Genomic DNA, 17,855 nt, shown 5'->3' with positions numbered 1-17,855 from the left:
CTTTTTAGTTCTTTTGATAAAGTAATACTTTAAGATTGGGGCAAAAAGTAGAAAGGTTAATTTTAATTATAACCCGGGTTTTGAACTAAATTGGTTCTGTTGGTTTCATCTCTCGGAATAGGCAATAAATAATGTTGGGGTTTGAAAATTCTATCCTGAACTTTGGTGTAGGTATAGGTTTTTGATCCATCACCATTTTTGGTAATAACTACTCCCATCAAAGGTTTGTTTTCGGTTTCGTCGGCAATTTTCCAACGACGAATATCATAATAACGGAATCCTTCCAGACATAACTCAACTTGTCTTTCGTTGCGAATTTTATTCTCTAAAGTAGCACCAGTCAAACCTGCCAATGGAGCTGTTATTCCTGCACGTTGTCTGATTGCGTTTAGATATTGAATTGCTGTACCTTCGTTACCAAGTTTAAATTGGGCTTCGGCATAGTTAAGATAAATTTCGCCTAAGCGAGAAATAATCCATGCTTTGTTTGTTTGCGTTTCATTGTTGTAATTGTAAGTTGTATCACAATATTTACGGAAAGTGTAACGCGTTTTACTGGCATTCCAGGTATCCCATCCTTGAGGAGAATCTAATCCACCTTCGTAGAACTCCGCTTTATTTGAACTTCCGGCATCATAACGATCCTGACAAAATTCAGGTTTCCCATAAGCACGTCCATCATATACAATATTCTTGTAAAAACGAGGATCTCTGTTTACATACGGTTTTTGCGAATTATATCCTGATGTAGGATCAGTAATGTCTTTTCCGTCTGCAGTACCGTAAGCATCTATTAATGCCTGGCTTGGTGCGAAACTAGCCCAACCATGAAAACCACTTGGAGAATTAAACATTTCGACACCATTAAAAGCACTCCATTGTGGGTCTTTACTAGACAAACGAGAGCAAATAATCTCTGAATTATTGGTAGTAAAAAGGTCTTCGTATTTTTTATCATAAAGCTGATAGATATTCAAATCGATAACAGCTTTTGCAGCATCAGACGCTTTTTTCCATTTAGCCATATCATTTGATGTATTCCATTGCGGGCTCGCAGCATAAAGTAATATTCTTGATTTTATGGCAAGAGCAGCACCTTTTGTAATTCTTCCAAGACTAGAAGCCGTTAATGGTAATAACTCAGCAGATTTGTCTAACTCGGTAACGATAAAATCAACGCATTGATCATAAGTACTACGGTCTACTTTAAAATTACTGTTCAAATCAAACGGCGCAGTAACCAAAGGAACTCCTCCGTAATCGCTCGTTAGTTTGAAATAAGCATACGCTCTTAAAAATGTCACTTCGCCTTTTAATCTGGTACGTGTGGCTTCATCTCCCGGAACAGCATCAATTCTGGATAAAAAGATATTGCAATTTTGAATTGTAGCATAAGTAGGTTTCCAGACATCAAAATTTCCTGCATTATCCGGAGTTAAAGCTCCTGAATTTAGGGTCCAAATGTCATAATCGTTAAAATTATTAAAAGCTTCATCGCATGCGGTAGACAAAACCCAGCTTCTATTTGTTCTGTCGTTCCAGTTGTGCTGTGTGCTTGGTAATACGGTATAAAGATTATTTGCGAAAGCTTCGGCAAGTTTCAAATCATTCCAAACCGTTGCATCTGTATAAGAATCTAATGGAACCTTATCTAATGGATCTTCACTACAGGATGTAACAGAGGCAATTGTGATAAAGAAAGAGGCAAGGATAAATGCCTTCTTTTTTATATTTATTAGTTTATTGGTTTTATAATTTTTCATGTTAGGATATTTTTTTTGTAATATTATAATTCAATCGTCATACCAACTCTGTAGATGCGGGTTTGCGGATAATTAACTCCTGTCGTATTGTTCGTCTCCGGATCTAAGTTGTATTTTTTCATCTGGTCGATAGAAAACAAATTGGTTCCTCCTGCATAAACTCTCATATTTAATACTCCAAATCTTGAGAGTGATTTTTCAGGTAAAACATAAGATATTTCTAATGATTTTAATCTAAAGAAAGAGGCATCTCTTAACCAGAAGTCAGACTGAATATTATTTCTATTATCTGAATCATTGAATGCTACAGGATATTTAGAATTAGGATTTTCTGCTGTATATCTGTCGTTGTATAACCATGTTGGAGGCGCTACGATTGCTCCTTGTGCTTGCGGAAGAATCATTTGTTTTGCCTGTGATTGTCCTGTCCAAAGCATGTCGATTGAGAATCCTTTGTATTCAGCTCTCATCGGAATACCGTAAGCTATTTTCGGCGTGGCTGATTCCGGAATTCTAACCTGGTCATTAGAAGTTATACTGCCATCACCATCTGTATCTTTTACCCAAATATCTCCAGGTTTTGCCCCTTCAAAGTGAGCCGAATTGTCAACATCAGCCTGTGTACGGTAAATACCATTTGTTTGATAAACTACCCATGAATCGATAGCTTTTCCTGTTGATTTTTGCCATTCTGGAATGTTAGGAGCTTCGTCACGAAACAAAACTTTACTTTGAGCATAAGTAAGATTAAAACCAATGCTGTATTTGAATTGGTGTGTCATATCGGCATAATTCAATGACCAATCTGTACCTCTATTAACTGTCTCTCCAATATTTTCTTTAGGAAGTGCCAATCCTGTGTATAAAGGCACAGATGCGTTTCTTGCTGTTAAAATATCAGATCTTTTGTTGCTGAAATAATCAAAAGTTGCCGTTAGCTTGTTGTTGAAAAAAGCAAAGTCAAGTCCGATATTTTTAGAATCCTGTATTTCCCAGGTAATATTTGGATTTGGTGAAGCTGAAAGGTATATACTGTTGTTTAAGGTGTAATCTGAACCAAAATAATTGTAAAGCTGTTGATCTGTTACTATTTGGTATCTTGTCAGGAACAGGTATTGGTTTAGAATTGTCTTTCCATTGATTACTTCTCTCATATCATCATTACCCATTTTTCCCCAAGAAGCTCTTAATTTAAGTTGATCAATTGCTTTAATATTATTTTTGAAAAATGGCTCTTCAGATATTTTCCAACCTGCAGATACTGCCGGAAACATTCCCCAACGAGTAGCAGATGGGAAGTTGAATGATCCGTTGTAACGGGCAGAAACTTCAGCAAAATATTTATTATCGTAGTTATAAGCCACACGGCCTAAGTAACTTTCCCTTCCGTCTTGATAAGCACTACCTGTTGCATTTTGCCCTTTAGTACTTCCTGTAAAAATTTGATCTAATTGGTCGCTTAATAAATCTCTTCTATAAGCATACGTTTCAGTTTTGTCTGTAGTAGTCTGCTCGTATCCAACAAAAGCATTAACGCTGTGTTTGTTGAATTTACGATCGTAGGCTAACTTTGCAAAATAGGTATTTTGATTCGTAATTTGCTCGTCTTGCATAACACTAGTTATAGCAGTGCTGTTTTTTACGTTATTATAACTGTCATTTGTTTTGTCGTAAGAATAAGCATCCCAAGGTTTAGTGAATTTTTTCTCGCTACGAACATTGTAGTCAAATGCAGCATATCCGCTTAAAGTAAGTCCTTCAGTAATTTTTGGTAATTTTAGCTCGAAACCAATTTTTGGATTTACAATTAAGTTTAAAACTTTGTCATAACCAGCAGCTGGAGAAGACATTAAAAGCGGGTTTCTTCCGTTTGTAATTCCTGATGATGGAGAACCATTTTTCCAATATGCCGGAATAAAAGGATACATGCTCACCGTTTCGTGCATAATGTTTCCAATGCCTATTGCCGGATAATTTCTGTCTTCTTTACGAGTAGCAATATCCAGATTTACTTTTAAGTTAGATGAAATATTAACGTCAATATTCGATCTTAAGTTAAACTGTCTGTATCTCTCATCGCTATTTCTAAGATTACTCTCCTGATTCAAGTATTGACCAGAAAAGAAATATTTAACCTGCTCGTTACCACCATTTACAGAAAGCGAGACATTAGCCTGAGGCGCATCTTTTCTATAGACTTCTTTAAGCCAGTTTGTACTTGTGTAATTAGGATCATTACCCGCTTTATACTTGTCGATATCTGCCTGGGTGTAAGGAAGCGTAGTTCCTTTGTTAGCATTTAGTTCGTTGTAGTACGTCATGTATTGCCAGGAGTTAACCCTCTGATCCATTCTCGTTAATTGCTGAATTCCGTAAGATCCGTCAACTTTGATTGTTGGCTTACCAATTTTACCTCTTTTGGTAGTAACTAAAATTACCCCATTTGCAGATCGAACTCCATAGATTGCCGCTGATGCATCTTTCAAAACCGTAACCGATTCAATATCATCAGGATTAATTCTATTTAAGTCACGATCCGGAATACCATCTACAACTACAAGAGGGCTCGTTCCGCCTCCAAAAGAGTTAAATCCTCTAATTAAAAGAGTTGAGCTATCATCACCAGGTCTTCCTGAACGGTTATTGGCAATTACACCAGACATACGTCCGGCAATACCATTTGAAACGTTTGCAGATGCATTTTGTGTTAATACTCCTCCTTTGATAGAAGCAATTGCTCCTGTTGTAGAATTTTTCTTCTGAGTACCATATCCTACAACTACAACTTCGTTTAAGGTTTGGTTTTGTTCTTCAAGCTGAATATTTGTCGCGTTAGCAGCCGAAACTTCCTTAGTAACAAAACCCGTAAATGAAACCACAAGGATAGTATTTCCGTCTGGAACATCAATTGTAAAATTTCCGTCAAAGTCAGTCGTTACGGCAATCTTTGTTCCTTTTACAATAATATTAACCCCAGGAAGAGGTTCTCCTTTAGGGCCTGTTACCTTACCCTTAATTGTTTTTTGCTCTGCAAATAAGATACTTGTGTTCTCTGTTTTTGTTAGCTTGGTAAGAGACAAATTTCCACTTGTTACATTGTTCCCAGTAAGAGGAGTGTTAGTTAACTTCAAGAAAAATTTGTTGTCTTTAGTTGCTGTCGCGGCAGAAACTTGTAAGCTCATAGCCAATAGAAATCCAGATGTTAGTTTGGTAACCTTCCAGATTTCGGCATTAAGCCAATCGTTTGTTGGTTTGTCTTTGGTTAATAATTTCATTTTCAAAATAATGGTTTTTGGTTAGTAATTTATTCTCACGTTTCTCTGATTTTATCTCTCACCTTCATTTTGAAAAAGCAAATAGAAATACATGGTGTACTTGCAGATCGTTGTTGAAGAAGAGATAAATGTGAGATTCAAAAGTATAAATGTTCTATACTAGTCCCATACCAGTACCTACCAGTTTTTTGCGATATGTTTAAAAAATCGATAAAAATTAAATTAATATGAAAAATAAAGTGGGTAATATATGAATATAAATCATTAAACGTGGAATTGTGTATAATGATAGATTTTTCTGATATTTTTATGGATATAAAAGACAATTTTTGATCTAATCGAAAAGAAATTGAGAAGCAATTTGTGTATTTGGATAGTAGAATTTGATGCAGAACTTAAAATGCTAAAAATCTATCAAATAATGCTATTTTTTTAGTTTTATAAGTTGTGAACTTTGAAATTTAAGAAGGTTTTTTATCCTCTAAAAATGATTATAAAAGGAGATTTAATTGAATCTTTTCTTTTTGTTTTTTTACTAAAAAAAGACTGCCTTTTAAATTTTCACAAGTGGATAATATAGTATCAAAATTAATTTTTGAAGAAATTTCACTATCGTTTCCAATAATTTTAATTAAAAAACCATACCAGTCGCAAAATTGAATTGATATGTAAGACTAAGCTTGCTTAAATTAACTTGAGTTTATCCTCGTTTTTACTTTTTTAGATAATAAACTATCAAAATCACAAAAAACATGTATATTTTAACAAATGTCTTAGCTACGAAAACGATTTTTTTGTATTTGTTTTTAAGATATGTGTATCGAGAGTTAAATTGTGTTTTACTAAATAAAGTGTAAAAATAACGTTTATTATTTTAAATATGCAAAAATATTTTTGGTCCAATATTAAAAATTGATCCACTGGTAGGGTTTTTTATAATCAATTTTAAATTGGATAATTTTTTTGAGATAATTTTTTGTGAATTTTTTTTGTTATCATTTTTGAACAGTATTTTTCAGAATATTTTGGGATTAAAATGATGAGGTAAAAATGGCGCCTGAATATTTTTGGTACTACTTTCTAAAAATGATTTATTGATGTCTTTTTTGAACGCTTTTAATCCATCAAATAATAAAAAAAATATTTTTTTAGAATGATTTGTGCACTTTTTATCTAATAGCTTTTATTAAGCATGAAGCAGAAAAATTATCCCTCTATTTTAAATCTTCATAAACTCATAATAACAAGTTTTGAAATAATGAAAAAGGCAAAGTAAATGTTGTTTTAAGAAGCCAATTTTTCCGGCTTTTTAATTTCATTTTTTTTATCAATTGCTTTTAAAAGGGAATAAAAAAACATCAACATTTTGGTATTCTGTAATAGTTCTAAACGGGAAATATTTTCATAATAATGAGCCCTTTTTTAAATCATGAAAAAAGAAACCGGTAGGTACTGGTATGAAAGAAAATAGTATTGTTATATTTTTGGATTTCATTTTTCATAAATAAACAATAGAATTAGAAATATTCGATGATGTTATTTATGAATTCTACAATATAATAGCTCAATTATTTTGTAATGATAGTAACCTTCATCGTCGCGGATTGACTGTTAAATCTCATTCAAGAGTTGTTTAAGATACAGTTGTAAACCCAACTCATAACAATTGTTTCAAGTTAGAGAAATACAAATCGACTGTTTCTAAATTAGAAATAAGTATTAATACCAAAGAAATTTTACAAACCGCAAATAAGAAACAACCACTTACTATTACTAACTAATTTTATGAAAAGAATAATATTTCTATTAGCGTTTACAACCTTGTTTTGTAAAGCTAATGCGCAAGATTCACAAATTAAGATCGAAACTCAAAGTAGTGCTTTGATTCTAAAAGCAGCAAAAAATGGGTTACTTTATCAATCGTATTTAGGAAAAAAACTAGAAGGTGATTCCGGATACAATGCACTTTCAAAAGAAAACACAAAATCATTTGTCATAAACGACGGGAATCCATTAGTTAATTTAAGACATCAGGCCTACCCAACATTCGGAACCGAAAATTTGTTTGAGTCGGCGATTCGAATGACTCATAATGATGGAAATCCGTCTTTGGAATTAAATTATGTAAGTCATCGTACAGAAAAAATTGACGCTAATACTACTGAAACTATTATAAAACTGAAAGATCCGATGTATCCTGTAGAAGTTACGCTTCATTATAAAGCTTTTTTTAATGAAAATGTAATTGAGCAGTGGACAGAAATTATTCATCACGAAAAGAAGCCAGTTATCTTATACAATTATGCGTCGTCGATGCTACATTTTGATGCCGATCATTATTGGTTGACGCAATTTCACGGCGATTGGGCAAAGGAAGTTCGCATGCAGGAAAGCGAACTCACCAGCGGTACTAAAGTAATCGATTCAAAACTGGGAGTTCGTACTAATATGTACCAAACGCCTGTTTTCTTTTTGTCGCTTAATGAAAAAGCTAATGAAAACTCCGGAGAACTTGTGGCGGGAACGATTGCCTGGTCCGGGAATTTTAAGTTTGCTTTTGAATTAGACAATAAAAATTCACTTCGAATAAGCTCCGGAATCAATCCGTTTGCTTCAGAATACAGTCTTGAGCCAGGAAAAACATTTACAACACCGTCCTTTATTTATACTTTTTCGAATAAAGGAAAAGGGCAGGCGAGTAGAAACTTACATACCTGGGCTAGAAAATATGGTGTTAAAGATGGAGAAAAACCACGTTTGACTTTATTGAACAATTGGGAAACTACTTTTTTCAATTTTGATGAAAAGAAACTAACGGACATGTTTGCAGATTCAAAAACCTTAGGCGTTGACATGTTTTTATTGGATGATGGCTGGTTTGGAAATAAATATCCAAGAAGTGGCGATAAATCTGGTCTTGGCGATTGGCAGGCAACAAATACAAAATTGCCAAACGGCCTTGGTTTTTTGATGCAGGAAGCAGAAAAAACAGGAGTTAAATTCGGAATCTGGATTGAGCCGGAAATGGTGAATCCTAAAAGCGAATTGTATGAGAAACATCCGGATTGGGTTTTGAAATTACCAAACAGACCAGAGAGTTATTACCGTACACAATTGGTTTTGGACTTGTGTAATCCGCAAGTGCAGGATTTTGTGTTCAAAACGGTAGACGATATTATGCAGACAAAATCGGGTGTAGCCTTTTTTAAATGGGATTGCAACCGAATGATGACCAATGCTTATTCGACTTATTTAAAGAACCAGCAATCACATTTGTTTATTGAATATACAAAAGGTTTATACAAAGTCTTAGACCGAATTAAAACTAAATATCCAAATTTACCAATGATGCTTTGCGCTGGCGGAGGTGGCAGAACCGATTATGGATTTCTTAAATATTTTACAGAATTCTGGGCAAGTGACAATACAGATCCTTTCAATAGAGTTTTTATACAATGGGGATATTCACAGTTTTTTCCGGCCTTTTCGATTTGTAATCACGTAACATCATGGGGAAATCAATCTATTAAATTCAAGACTGATGTGGCGATGATGGGAAAACTGGGTTTTGATATTAATATAAAAGAACTAAAAGAAAAAGAATTAAAATATTGTCAGGATGCCGTTGCCAATTACAAGCGCTTAAGTCCTGTAATCTGGCATGGCGACATGTATAGAATGATTTCTCCTTATGACGAAAGCCGCGCTGTATTAATGTATGTAAATGAGGCAAAAAGCAAGGCAGTATTATTCTCTTACACGCTTCATCCACTTTATGATCCACAGTATAATTCGGTTCGTTTTCAAGGTTTAGATCCAAAGAAAAACTACAAAGTCGAAGAAATAAATTTAATGCCCGAAGCAAAGAAAACTCTCGAAGAATCAGGCGAATCCTTTACAGGAGATTACCTGATGAATGTTGGTTTAAGAGTTTCATCATCTAAAGTAGAAACGAGTGTTGTTCTCGAAATTACAGAAATATAATTGAATTAGTTATATGACTAAAAAGCCTTTCTATGAAGAAATTCATTTGAAGGGCTTTTTTTATGAAAATCAAAATTTTGTATTTATTTGATTTATTAAAGAGTAGGGAAGAATACGATGCAATTAAAAATTATTATATCCGATACCGAAAAATATAAAACAAATTTCATTCTGGAAAGCCCAACCTGACGCGCAAGTCCAGATTGGATCAAAAAAAAATGGCTATCCGGAAGATGCATTATCAGAGCTAAATGAAAAAGCCGTTACTCTTTTTTCTTTTTACTGATCTTTTCTGCAAGTTGCATTGCATTGTAAACATTTAAAACTTTTCCTGATTTTGATAATTCTGAAAAAGGAACTTTTTTATCTTTTGTACCGGGTATAATTACATTTAGATTATAAGTTGTCCCAGAATCCAGAATGATTTGTTTAACCTCTGTAGCTGTAAGATTTGGATAATATAACCAAACTAATGCGGCTGTTCCAGATACCATTGGTCCGGAAAATGAAGTACCAGAATCAAATTTATAAGCATTATCAGGACTTGATGAATAGATTTCATCTCCGGGAGCAAATAAATCAACATTTTGCTTACCATAATTAGAAAAATCGGATACAAAAGTACTGTCCAACTTATGACTAATAGATCCAACATTGATAAAATTCGAGATCACTTCGTCAAAATTTTCAGAACCATTATCGTTTGGATAAAACGGATTTTTATCAATGTCAAAGCCATTATTTCCTGCACAGTGTACTAAAAGCACATTATGTTTTTCTGCATATTTAAATGCTTCAGTGACCCATTCTTTGTGTAAAGAAAATTCCTTACCAAAAGACATATTAATGATTTTTGCGCCATTATCTACTGCATAATATATCGCCATAGCAACATCTTTGTCTTGTTCATCTCCTATAGGGATAATGCTTAAAGGCATAATTTTAACATTTTGCACAATTCCTTTTATCCCTAGATGATTTTCTCTATTAGCTCCAATTACTCCGGACACTTTTGTACTATGTTCCTGAACAGATTCGAGACCTGCTTTGTTAGAAACATTGTTATTACCATAAGCTTTATCCAAAATATTAGGGTTATCGCCAATTAATAAGCGCTCATTGTAGCCTACATTCACGTTTTTAGTCACAACAGAATCAAGATAGGTTTGTCTATCTATTAGGTCTTTAAAAGTTTTTTCATCAACTTCCAGACTAATCATCATATAAAATATTAATGCACCTAGGTCTTTATCATTGTCATCGCGTCTTTGTCTGTATGTCTTGTCATTTATTTTATATTTTTTATACAGACTGTCCAGTTGCTTGTAGGTGTAATCTTCTTTAGGAAAAAAATATCTTAGAGTATCTTTTACTAAAGGATAAATAGCAACATTGTGATTTAAAGACTTTAACCAATTTTTATAAAACTTATTTTCTTTCTCTAACATTGTTAAAGCTCTGTGATATTCTTTATACTTAGATAAGTCTTTTGTATTAATTTGAGATTCTGTTTTATCCTTAAACAATACCCCCCATTCTCTAGCAATGCGTACATATTCATAGTTACTCCAAACCACATAATCTCCGGCTTTAGTACCTTTGAAATTCCAACCGTTTATATCATCTATGTAGCCATTATGGTCATCATCGATACCATTATTTGGAATTTCGTTGTTGTTTGTCCAAAGTTGTCCTCGTAAATCTTCATGATTTATATCAATTTGAGTATCTATTACGGCTACAATAATACTTTTAGCTCTTGGTTGCTTTTTATTTAAACGATACCATTTATCTAATGAAATGCCTGGAATCGAATCTTCTAGATAATCTTTTTGATACCAGGTTTGCATTTCTAGAGGGGTAAATTCTTTTTTGCCAAAAACAGGTGTAGAAATATTCAGATCTTTTTTGCTTTTGCATCCAACTAAGAAAATTAGTATTAGAATAAAAAACAGAATTGATTTTTTTAATGATTTTGTTTCTTTAAAGTTCGTTTTCATTTTTTCTTTTTACTGACTTTTTCGGCAAGTTGCATTGCATTATAAACATTTAAAACTTTTCCTGATTTCGATAATTCTGAAAAAGGAACTTTTTTATCTTTTGTACCGGGTAGGATTACATCTAGATTATAACTTGTCCCAGAATCTAGAATGATTTGTTTAACCTGTGTAACTGTAAGATTTGGATAATACGACCTAATTAATGCCGCTGTACCACAAACCATTGGGACAGCTAATGAAGTTCCCGAATCAAAATTATAACTGTTGGCTTCACTAGTAGAATAAATCTCGTCACCGGGAGCAAATAAGTCTACATTTTGTTTTCCGTAATTAGAAAAATTAGAGACAAAAGTACTGTCAGGTTTACGAGTAATTGATCCAACAACAATAAAATTTGAACAAAACTCTTTATTATTCTCAAAAGTTATATCCGTTGGGTAATATATTATTTTATCACTATCATTTTCTTCATTACCAGCACTGCGAACTAAAAGAACATCATGTTCTTCTGCATATTTAAATGCTTCCATCATCCATTCTTTATGTAAAGAGAAGCTATTGCTAAAAGACATATTGATTATTTTTGCTCCATTATCTACAGCATAACGTATGGCCATGGTAACATCTTTATTATTTTCATCTCCCATTGGAGAAATGCTCAAAGGCATAATCTTAACGTCTTGCACAATTCCTTTTATCCCTATATTATTTTCTCTATTTGCGCCAATAATTCCGCTCATTTTTGTACAATGATCCTGAATAGGTCTATGTCCAGCTTTATTATTACTGACATTATTATTGCCATAGCCTTTTTCAAGAACATTAGGATTATCACCTATTAATAGGCGTTCATTATAATCTATATCTAAGCTTTTATTTATAATTGAATCTAACTGGGTTTGTTCATCAACGATGTCTTTTAAAGTATTTTGGTCCATATCTAGATTAGTCATCATACAACTAATTAATGCTCCTAAATCTTTATCATTATCATTTCGTCTTTGCCAAAATTCTTTGTCATTAATTTTATATTTTTTATATAGACTATCTAATTGTTTGTATGTATAATCTTCTTTTGGAAAAAAATATCTTAAAGTATCTTTTACGGTGGGATAAAGCGCAGCTTTATAATTCAAGGACTTAAACCATCTTTTGTAGTATGGCTCTTTTTCTTCAAATTTTTTTAATGCCCTATGATATTCATTGTATTTAAACAAATCTTTAGCATCAATTTGAGATTCTGTTTTGTCTTTAAATAATGGTCCCCATTCTTTTATAATGCGTACATATTCGTATTTATTCCATACTACATAACCTCCATTTTTAGTTCCTATAAAACTCCAGCCATTAATATCATCAATATAGCCGTTATGGTCATCATCGATACCATTATTTGGAATCTCTTTATTGTTTGTCCAGATTAAACCTTGAAGATCTTCGTGTTTCAAATCAATTTGAGTATCAATTACAGCTACAATAATGCTTTTATTTTTAGGTTTCTTTTTATTTAAACGATACCATTTATCTAACGAAATTCCGGGAATGCTGTCCTCTTGATAATCTTTTTGATACCAAGTTTTTAATTGTAAGGGTGTTAGTTCTTTCTTTAATAGAATGTTTGTGTTAGTAATATTTGTTTCTCGTGTTGATTTACAACTTATAAAAAAGAAAAGAAATAGAATTATAATGTAGAATGACCTCATTTTATTATTGTGGTATTTTAAATTTCGATATACAATTTTGAGAATGTAATCTGATGATAATTTTCAGATGAACTCTTCGCAATTTTATTTATATCCAGTGAATCATCTTCTAAATGCATCTTTTTTTTTTCGCTTCCAGCTCCGTGAAATTTCATTTATTTAGTACAGTCACAAATATATGATCTGCTGCTTATAAAACTATTAGATAACTTAAGATGGTTATCGGGATTCGGGAATTTCGAGTTCTATAGTTTTGTTAAAGAACTGTTGGTTAGTGATATCGTGTTATAGAGTCGAATCTAATTCTTTAATAAAATAGGTTGGTTTTATATTTGTCCTTTTATAAAAAGCCGCCGAAAAAGATTCGGCATTGTTAAATCCAAACTCTAAAGCGAGTGCATGAACAGTATATTTTCTAAGTTTGCTGTTTTCTTGTAATTGATTTATAGCATATTCAATTCTTAAATCATTTATATATTGTGTAAATGATTTTCTTTTGTAGAGATTAACTATTTTAGAAATATACTTGTTATTGGTCTCAAATGAGGTTGATAAATTTTGTATTGTAATATTAGATTCCAGATATCCTCTTTGATCTTCAAAACGATTAAGCTTTTCCAAAATCTGATTTACCAACTCTTCGCCAATACCAATATCTTCCTCTTTTATGGTGCCAATTTTAGTCGCATTTTCTTTGTTGATTTCACGATTGTCATTGCTACTTATTTCGTTTATTATTTTTTCAAATCTTGATCGGTATTGTTTTTTAATACGGTATTGATGTAATGCAAAGGCTCCCATGCCCAAAGAAGCTAAAACTAAAAATCCCAATCCCCAATAAGTTTTTATTTTATCGTTATTAAGTGAAGTAATGAGATTTTCTTTTTCAGAAATTAAGCGTGGTGTATCATATTCTTTATAAAGCACCTTGTTTAATTCCCGATAATTTTTCTGCAAAGTACTGTCAATAATCATATAGGCAGTTACATACTTTAATTGATTTTCTTTATCACCCAAGTTCTTGTAATAAGAAATTAAATATGGATAACCATCTACAAATTCAGTACTTATATCTTTCGTTATTTTGTAGATGGAATCTACCCTAATAAAATTTTCTGCCGCTTTTGCTTTTTTGCCTAATCCATCATAAGCAATTCCTAAGTAATAATACGATGCTAATACATTGCCAATGTTGTCATATTGAATCATTTTAGGCAATGCTTTGTTAATACTGTCCAGCCCTGTTCTATAGTTCTTTTTTAATACTTGGTTTGCCCCCTCATTTAGAACAAATAGATATTGGTATTCTTCATTTTTAGTTATTTTTGATTCACTATATCCCAGTTTATTATAATAAGATGTCGAATCTGTATTCATCAAAGATTTATAACAATCTGCTATTCCAAAAATAAGGCTTTGATATTCTCCGGCATATTTTGAACTTCTTATGTCTTTGCTTTTATAGTACCTGTAGCATTCTTTAAAGATATCTAATGCTTCATGATATTCTCCCAGGTTTTCAGATTTGGTAATACCTATATATTCTCTTACTATATAATAATAATCAATATTGGTTTGAAGAGCATTTTTTTCGGCAAGATTATAGTTAGCCATTGCTTCTTTAAACTTGAATTGACCTTTAAGAAAATCACCTTTTTCACAATAAGCGGCAGTAGGAAAAAATTTATCATTAGTTCCTTTGGAGTATTTTATAACACTGTCCAGATATTGAATCGCTTTATTTTTATCAGATTTATAATAAAGTAGAGCAATCTGATAATTGGCCTTAGCTTTTCTAATGTTATTATTTTCTTTTATTGCCTTGGCCATATAGGCATTAGTATATTGTATTTGTTTTTTTGGGTTGCCTACATTATTAAAATACAAATCATGTAATTCATTGTACGACAATTTTGTGATGTCTTTTTTTGTATCCTGAGCAAATAAGAAAAACGGAAGTAGAACTAAAAGTAACGTTTTTGTAAATTTAAAAGAAATCATGCATCAATGTTTCTTACAAAAATAGGGGAACTGTTCAAAAATGTATTAATAAATAGGTCATTTTTTAAATTTCTATAAGTAATTGATTTGTAGCTATCTGTTTGCTTTTTTTCTGTGATTCCTAAATTACTTGTCGACATTCCTGAATTTCGATAACCAATATTTGTGAGCCCTCTGATGTTTGGCTGGTTTTGGTTTTAGAAATATGAAGCATTTTTTGCAGTTGTGTAATAATATAAGATATAGATTCTTCCACTTGAAATCACGAGGTACTTCGATAAAGCTTTAGAGAAATGCAGTTTTTTTTGAAGTTAAAAATCATTCATAAATTCATTAAAAAATGAGAGCAGCCACCTACAGAGAGAATAAACTTACTTAATTTAGTTTGTGTTTTTATCTTCTTATTTTAAAGGATATATTTCTGAAAAAATAACATTGTTCTGTTGACAGATTAAAATAAATATTGTTCTTTTGCGCTTTAATTTAGAATTGGTTTAAATAAGAACAATATGAAAATACCATTACCATTAATTTCCTTCTTTAAAGAATTTACCAAAGAAAAAAAACAAAAATATAATTTCAGATTGCTTATCCTGATATTCTCCCTATTGAATGTTGGATTTATTCAGGGGCAAACAGCAACAACCGGACAAATTTCAGGAAGTGTTATCACTAATGACGGTAATGCAAGCCAGGGAGTTGTTGTGAAATTGATTGAAATAAACAAAAGCGCCGTAACAAATGCATCTGGGAATTATGAGTTTAAAAAAGTACCTTTTGGTAAATATACTCTCGAAGTTACCATGACAGGATATGCTTCATCTACTGAAACTGCTGAGATTACAGAACAGTCTCCATCTGCCGTTGTAGACGTAAGGGTGAATTCATCTGTCGAGAATCTTGAAGATGTCGTAATCCGTACAGGAGGAAATCGTTTTGCTAAAAAAGAAAGTTTTGATGTTGCAAAAATGCCATTGAAAAATATCGAAAACTCTCAGGTTTATATTGTAGTAAGCAAGGAATTAATGAAAGAGCAAGTAATTACAGATTACAACAGTGCCTTTAAAAATGTTCCCGGAGCCGGTATTGCCGAAGTAAGAAATCAAGGTCGTACAACTTCTATCTCAAGAGGTTTTCCAACACCACAAGTGGTTAGAAACGGTGTTGGTAGTTTTACCTACACCACTATTGATCCTTCAAATTTAGAACGTATTGAAGTTATCAAAGGGCCATCTGCAACACTTTTTGGAAGTACATTATCATCGTTTGGAGGTTTGTTTAACCGTGTTACCAAAAAGCCTTTTGACAGTTTTAAAGGCGAAATATCCTATTCAGCGGCAAGTTGGGATCTGAATCGTCTAACAGCTGATATTAATACACCACTTAACGCAGATAAAACGGCTTTGTTAAGAATCAACACGGCTTTTCACAGCGAGAGAAGTTTTCAGGATGCAGGGTTCAATAAAAACTTTTCTATTGCTCCAAGTTTCTCTTATGAAATCAATGATAGATTAACGCTTTTGATCGATGCCGAATTTAGTTTATACAAAGCTACTTCGCCAACCAGACTTGCTCCGTTTGTTGTAAAAGGAACCGAGAGCAGTATTGAACAACTTGCTATCCCTTATAAATTATCGTTTGCCAATAATACCATTAATTACACGAGTCAACAATACAATGTTTTTGCTCAGTTAAAATATAAAATGTCTGATGAATGGACATCCCAAACTATTTTATCCAGAACAAGATCATCATCTGATGGTTATACGGTAGCATTGCAAATGATGTCTCCAACAACAATAAGACAGCAGGTTACGTTTCAGGAATCTCCTTTTTACGGAACAGATATTCAACAGAATTTCATTGGTGTTTTTAAAATTGGGAAGCTTAAAAACAGAGTGGTCGCCGGTTTAGATTATTATAGTCTGCGTGCTACGCGTAACGATGCAACTGTTAATATGCCGGCAATGGATTATAAAAAGCCGGGCGATGCTTATAACAATTTTAATGTAGACAAAGTGGCACCAATGTTTGCTACGGCTAAATTCAGCAATTTTGTATCAAATGATGAGGTTACTTATAGTGCTTATGTTTCTGACGTTTTAAACGTAACCGACAGATTATTGGCAATGGGTGGAATTCGTATTGATAAATATGAAAACAAAGGGGTGTATTATCCAAGTAAAGATTCTATCGTTGGGAATTATAACCAAACGGCTTTCTCTCCAAAATTTGGATTAGTATACCAGATCATGAAAGAAAAAATTGCTGTATTTGGTAATTATATGAATGGTTTCAGCAATGTTTCAGGTTCTGATTTTTACGGTAATACTTTCAAACCAAACCAAGCGAATCAGTGGGAGGGAGGTTTTAAATTTGACCTAAATAAAATATCGGCTACATTAAGTTATTACGATATTCAAGTGACAAATATTACTCGTGACGATCCTGATCATGCTAACTTCTCAATTCAGGACGGAACTCAAGTCAGTAAAGGTTTTGAAGCAGAATTGATTGCCAACCCAATTTCAGGGTTAAATATTGTCGCAGGTTATACCTATAATGACAGTAAATACGAAAAAAGCAACGCTAGCGTTCAAGGCTTACGACCAACAACGGCCGGATCACCAAGAACGGCAAACTTATGGGCAAGTTATAGAGTTACAACAGGTCGTGCACAGGGACTAGGAATTGGTTTTGGAGGAATTTACGGAAGTGAATATTACCAAACTAACACAACGACTTTCAAGTTTTCGATTCCATCATATACCGTATTAGATGCCTCACTTTTTTACGATCAGCCAAAGTATAGACTTGGTCTTAAAGTAGATAATTTAACTAACGAAAAATATTGGTCTTACAGACTTGCTGCTCAAAACCCAACTCGTGTAACAGCAAATGTTACGTTTAAATTCTAAATTTATTTCGAGCAAATAGTTTTAAAATTTTATAAAAAGGGATTGTTTCATCATAAATGAAATAATCCTTTTTTGCTTTATTTAGACACATAGAAACGTAGATCGTGATTACATAAATTATTTACTTATGTCAATTAAGAGTTAAAAGTCTGCAATTTGTGCCTAGCGGCACATTTAGGTTCTTGATTCGCATTGCTTAATAATTAAAAGG

Annotated in this window: 8 protein-coding genes; 2 read left to right on the top strand and 6 right to left on the bottom strand. The window is 32.7% G+C overall.

Annotation, left to right across the window (positions count from 1 at the left end; translation table 11 throughout):
• Positions 1-62: 62 nt before the first annotated feature.
• Both LPB88_RS11865 and LPB88_RS11860 read right to left on the bottom strand, forming a co-directional pair.
• Positions 63-1,763 carry a RagB/SusD family nutrient uptake outer membrane protein gene (locus LPB88_RS11865; RefSeq protein ID WP_230715768.1) on the bottom strand — a complete coding sequence of 567 codons (1,701 nt, stop codon included), beginning with the start codon at positions 1,761-1,763 and terminating at the stop codon, positions 63-65.
• 23 nt (positions 1,764-1,786) lie between these two features.
• Positions 1,787-5,038, bottom strand: a complete 3,252-nt coding sequence (locus LPB88_RS11860; RefSeq protein WP_230715767.1) for a TonB-dependent receptor — start codon at positions 5,036-5,038, stop codon at positions 1,787-1,789.
• Between the two features lie 1,785 nt (positions 5,039-6,823).
• Between LPB88_RS11860 and LPB88_RS11855 the strand changes: the two genes are divergently transcribed.
• Positions 6,824-9,022, top strand: a complete 2,199-nt coding sequence (locus LPB88_RS11855; protein WP_230715766.1) for an alpha-galactosidase — start codon at positions 6,824-6,826, stop codon at positions 9,020-9,022.
• A 263-nt stretch (positions 9,023-9,285) separates the two neighbouring features.
• On the opposite strand, the gene LPB88_RS11850 is transcribed toward LPB88_RS11855, so the two are convergent.
• The 4 genes from LPB88_RS11850 to LPB88_RS11835 all read right to left on the bottom strand — a co-directional run bounded on the left by LPB88_RS11850 (position 9,286) and on the right by LPB88_RS11835 (position 14,726).
• Complete coding sequence (locus tag LPB88_RS11850) at positions 9,286-11,022, bottom strand: S8 family peptidase (protein ID WP_230715765.1); 1,737 nt, start codon at positions 11,020-11,022, stop codon at positions 9,286-9,288.
• Complete coding sequence (locus tag LPB88_RS11845; RefSeq protein WP_230715764.1) at positions 11,019-12,725, bottom strand: S8 family serine peptidase; 1,707 nt, start codon at positions 12,723-12,725, stop codon at positions 11,019-11,021. Before LPB88_RS11845 ends, LPB88_RS11850 begins: the two co-directional genes overlap by 4 nt.
• A 17-nt stretch (positions 12,726-12,742) precedes the next feature.
• Positions 12,743-12,880, bottom strand: coding sequence for a hypothetical protein (locus tag LPB88_RS11840; RefSeq protein WP_230715763.1), 138 nt, complete (start codon positions 12,878-12,880; stop codon positions 12,743-12,745).
• 130 nt (positions 12,881-13,010) lie between these two features.
• Positions 13,011-14,726, bottom strand: a complete 1,716-nt coding sequence (locus LPB88_RS11835; protein WP_230715762.1) for an AraC family transcriptional regulator — start codon at positions 14,724-14,726, stop codon at positions 13,011-13,013.
• 509 nt (positions 14,727-15,235) lie between these two features.
• On the opposite strand from LPB88_RS11835, the gene LPB88_RS11830 reads away from it, so the two are divergent.
• Positions 15,236-17,644: a TonB-dependent receptor gene (locus tag LPB88_RS11830; RefSeq protein ID WP_230715761.1), complete on the top strand. Its 2,409-nt coding sequence runs from the start codon at positions 15,236-15,238 to the stop codon at positions 17,642-17,644.
• Positions 17,645-17,855: the final 211 nt, after the last annotated feature.

The organism is Flavobacterium sp. JAS (genome assembly GCF_020991455.1).
Classification (GTDB): domain Bacteria; phylum Bacteroidota; class Bacteroidia; order Flavobacteriales; family Flavobacteriaceae; genus Flavobacterium.
This window is presented reverse-complemented; position numbering and strand designations above follow the sequence as displayed.

Excerpts from the sequence above, each read along its gene's own strand:
- LPB88_RS11865 (WP_230715768.1), bottom strand. The coding sequence starts at position 1,763 with ATGAAAAATTATAAAACCAATAAACTAATAAATATAAAAAAGAAGGCA.
- LPB88_RS11860 (WP_230715767.1), bottom strand. The coding sequence starts at position 5,038 with ATGAAATTATTAACCAAAGACAAACCAACAAACGATTGGCTTAATGCC.
- LPB88_RS11855 (WP_230715766.1), top strand. The coding sequence starts at position 6,824 with ATGAAAAGAATAATATTTCTATTAGCGTTTACAACCTTGTTTTGTAAA.
- LPB88_RS11850 (WP_230715765.1), bottom strand. The coding sequence starts at position 11,022 with ATGAAAACGAACTTTAAAGAAACAAAATCATTAAAAAAATCAATTCTG.
- LPB88_RS11845 (WP_230715764.1), bottom strand. The coding sequence starts at position 12,725 with ATGAGGTCATTCTACATTATAATTCTATTTCTTTTCTTTTTTATAAGT.
- LPB88_RS11840 (WP_230715763.1), bottom strand. The coding sequence starts at position 12,880 with ATGAAATTTCACGGAGCTGGAAGCGAAAAAAAAAAGATGCATTTAGAA.
- LPB88_RS11835 (WP_230715762.1), bottom strand. The coding sequence starts at position 14,726 with ATGATTTCTTTTAAATTTACAAAAACGTTACTTTTAGTTCTACTTCCG.
- LPB88_RS11830 (WP_230715761.1), top strand. The coding sequence starts at position 15,236 with ATGAAAATACCATTACCATTAATTTCCTTCTTTAAAGAATTTACCAAA.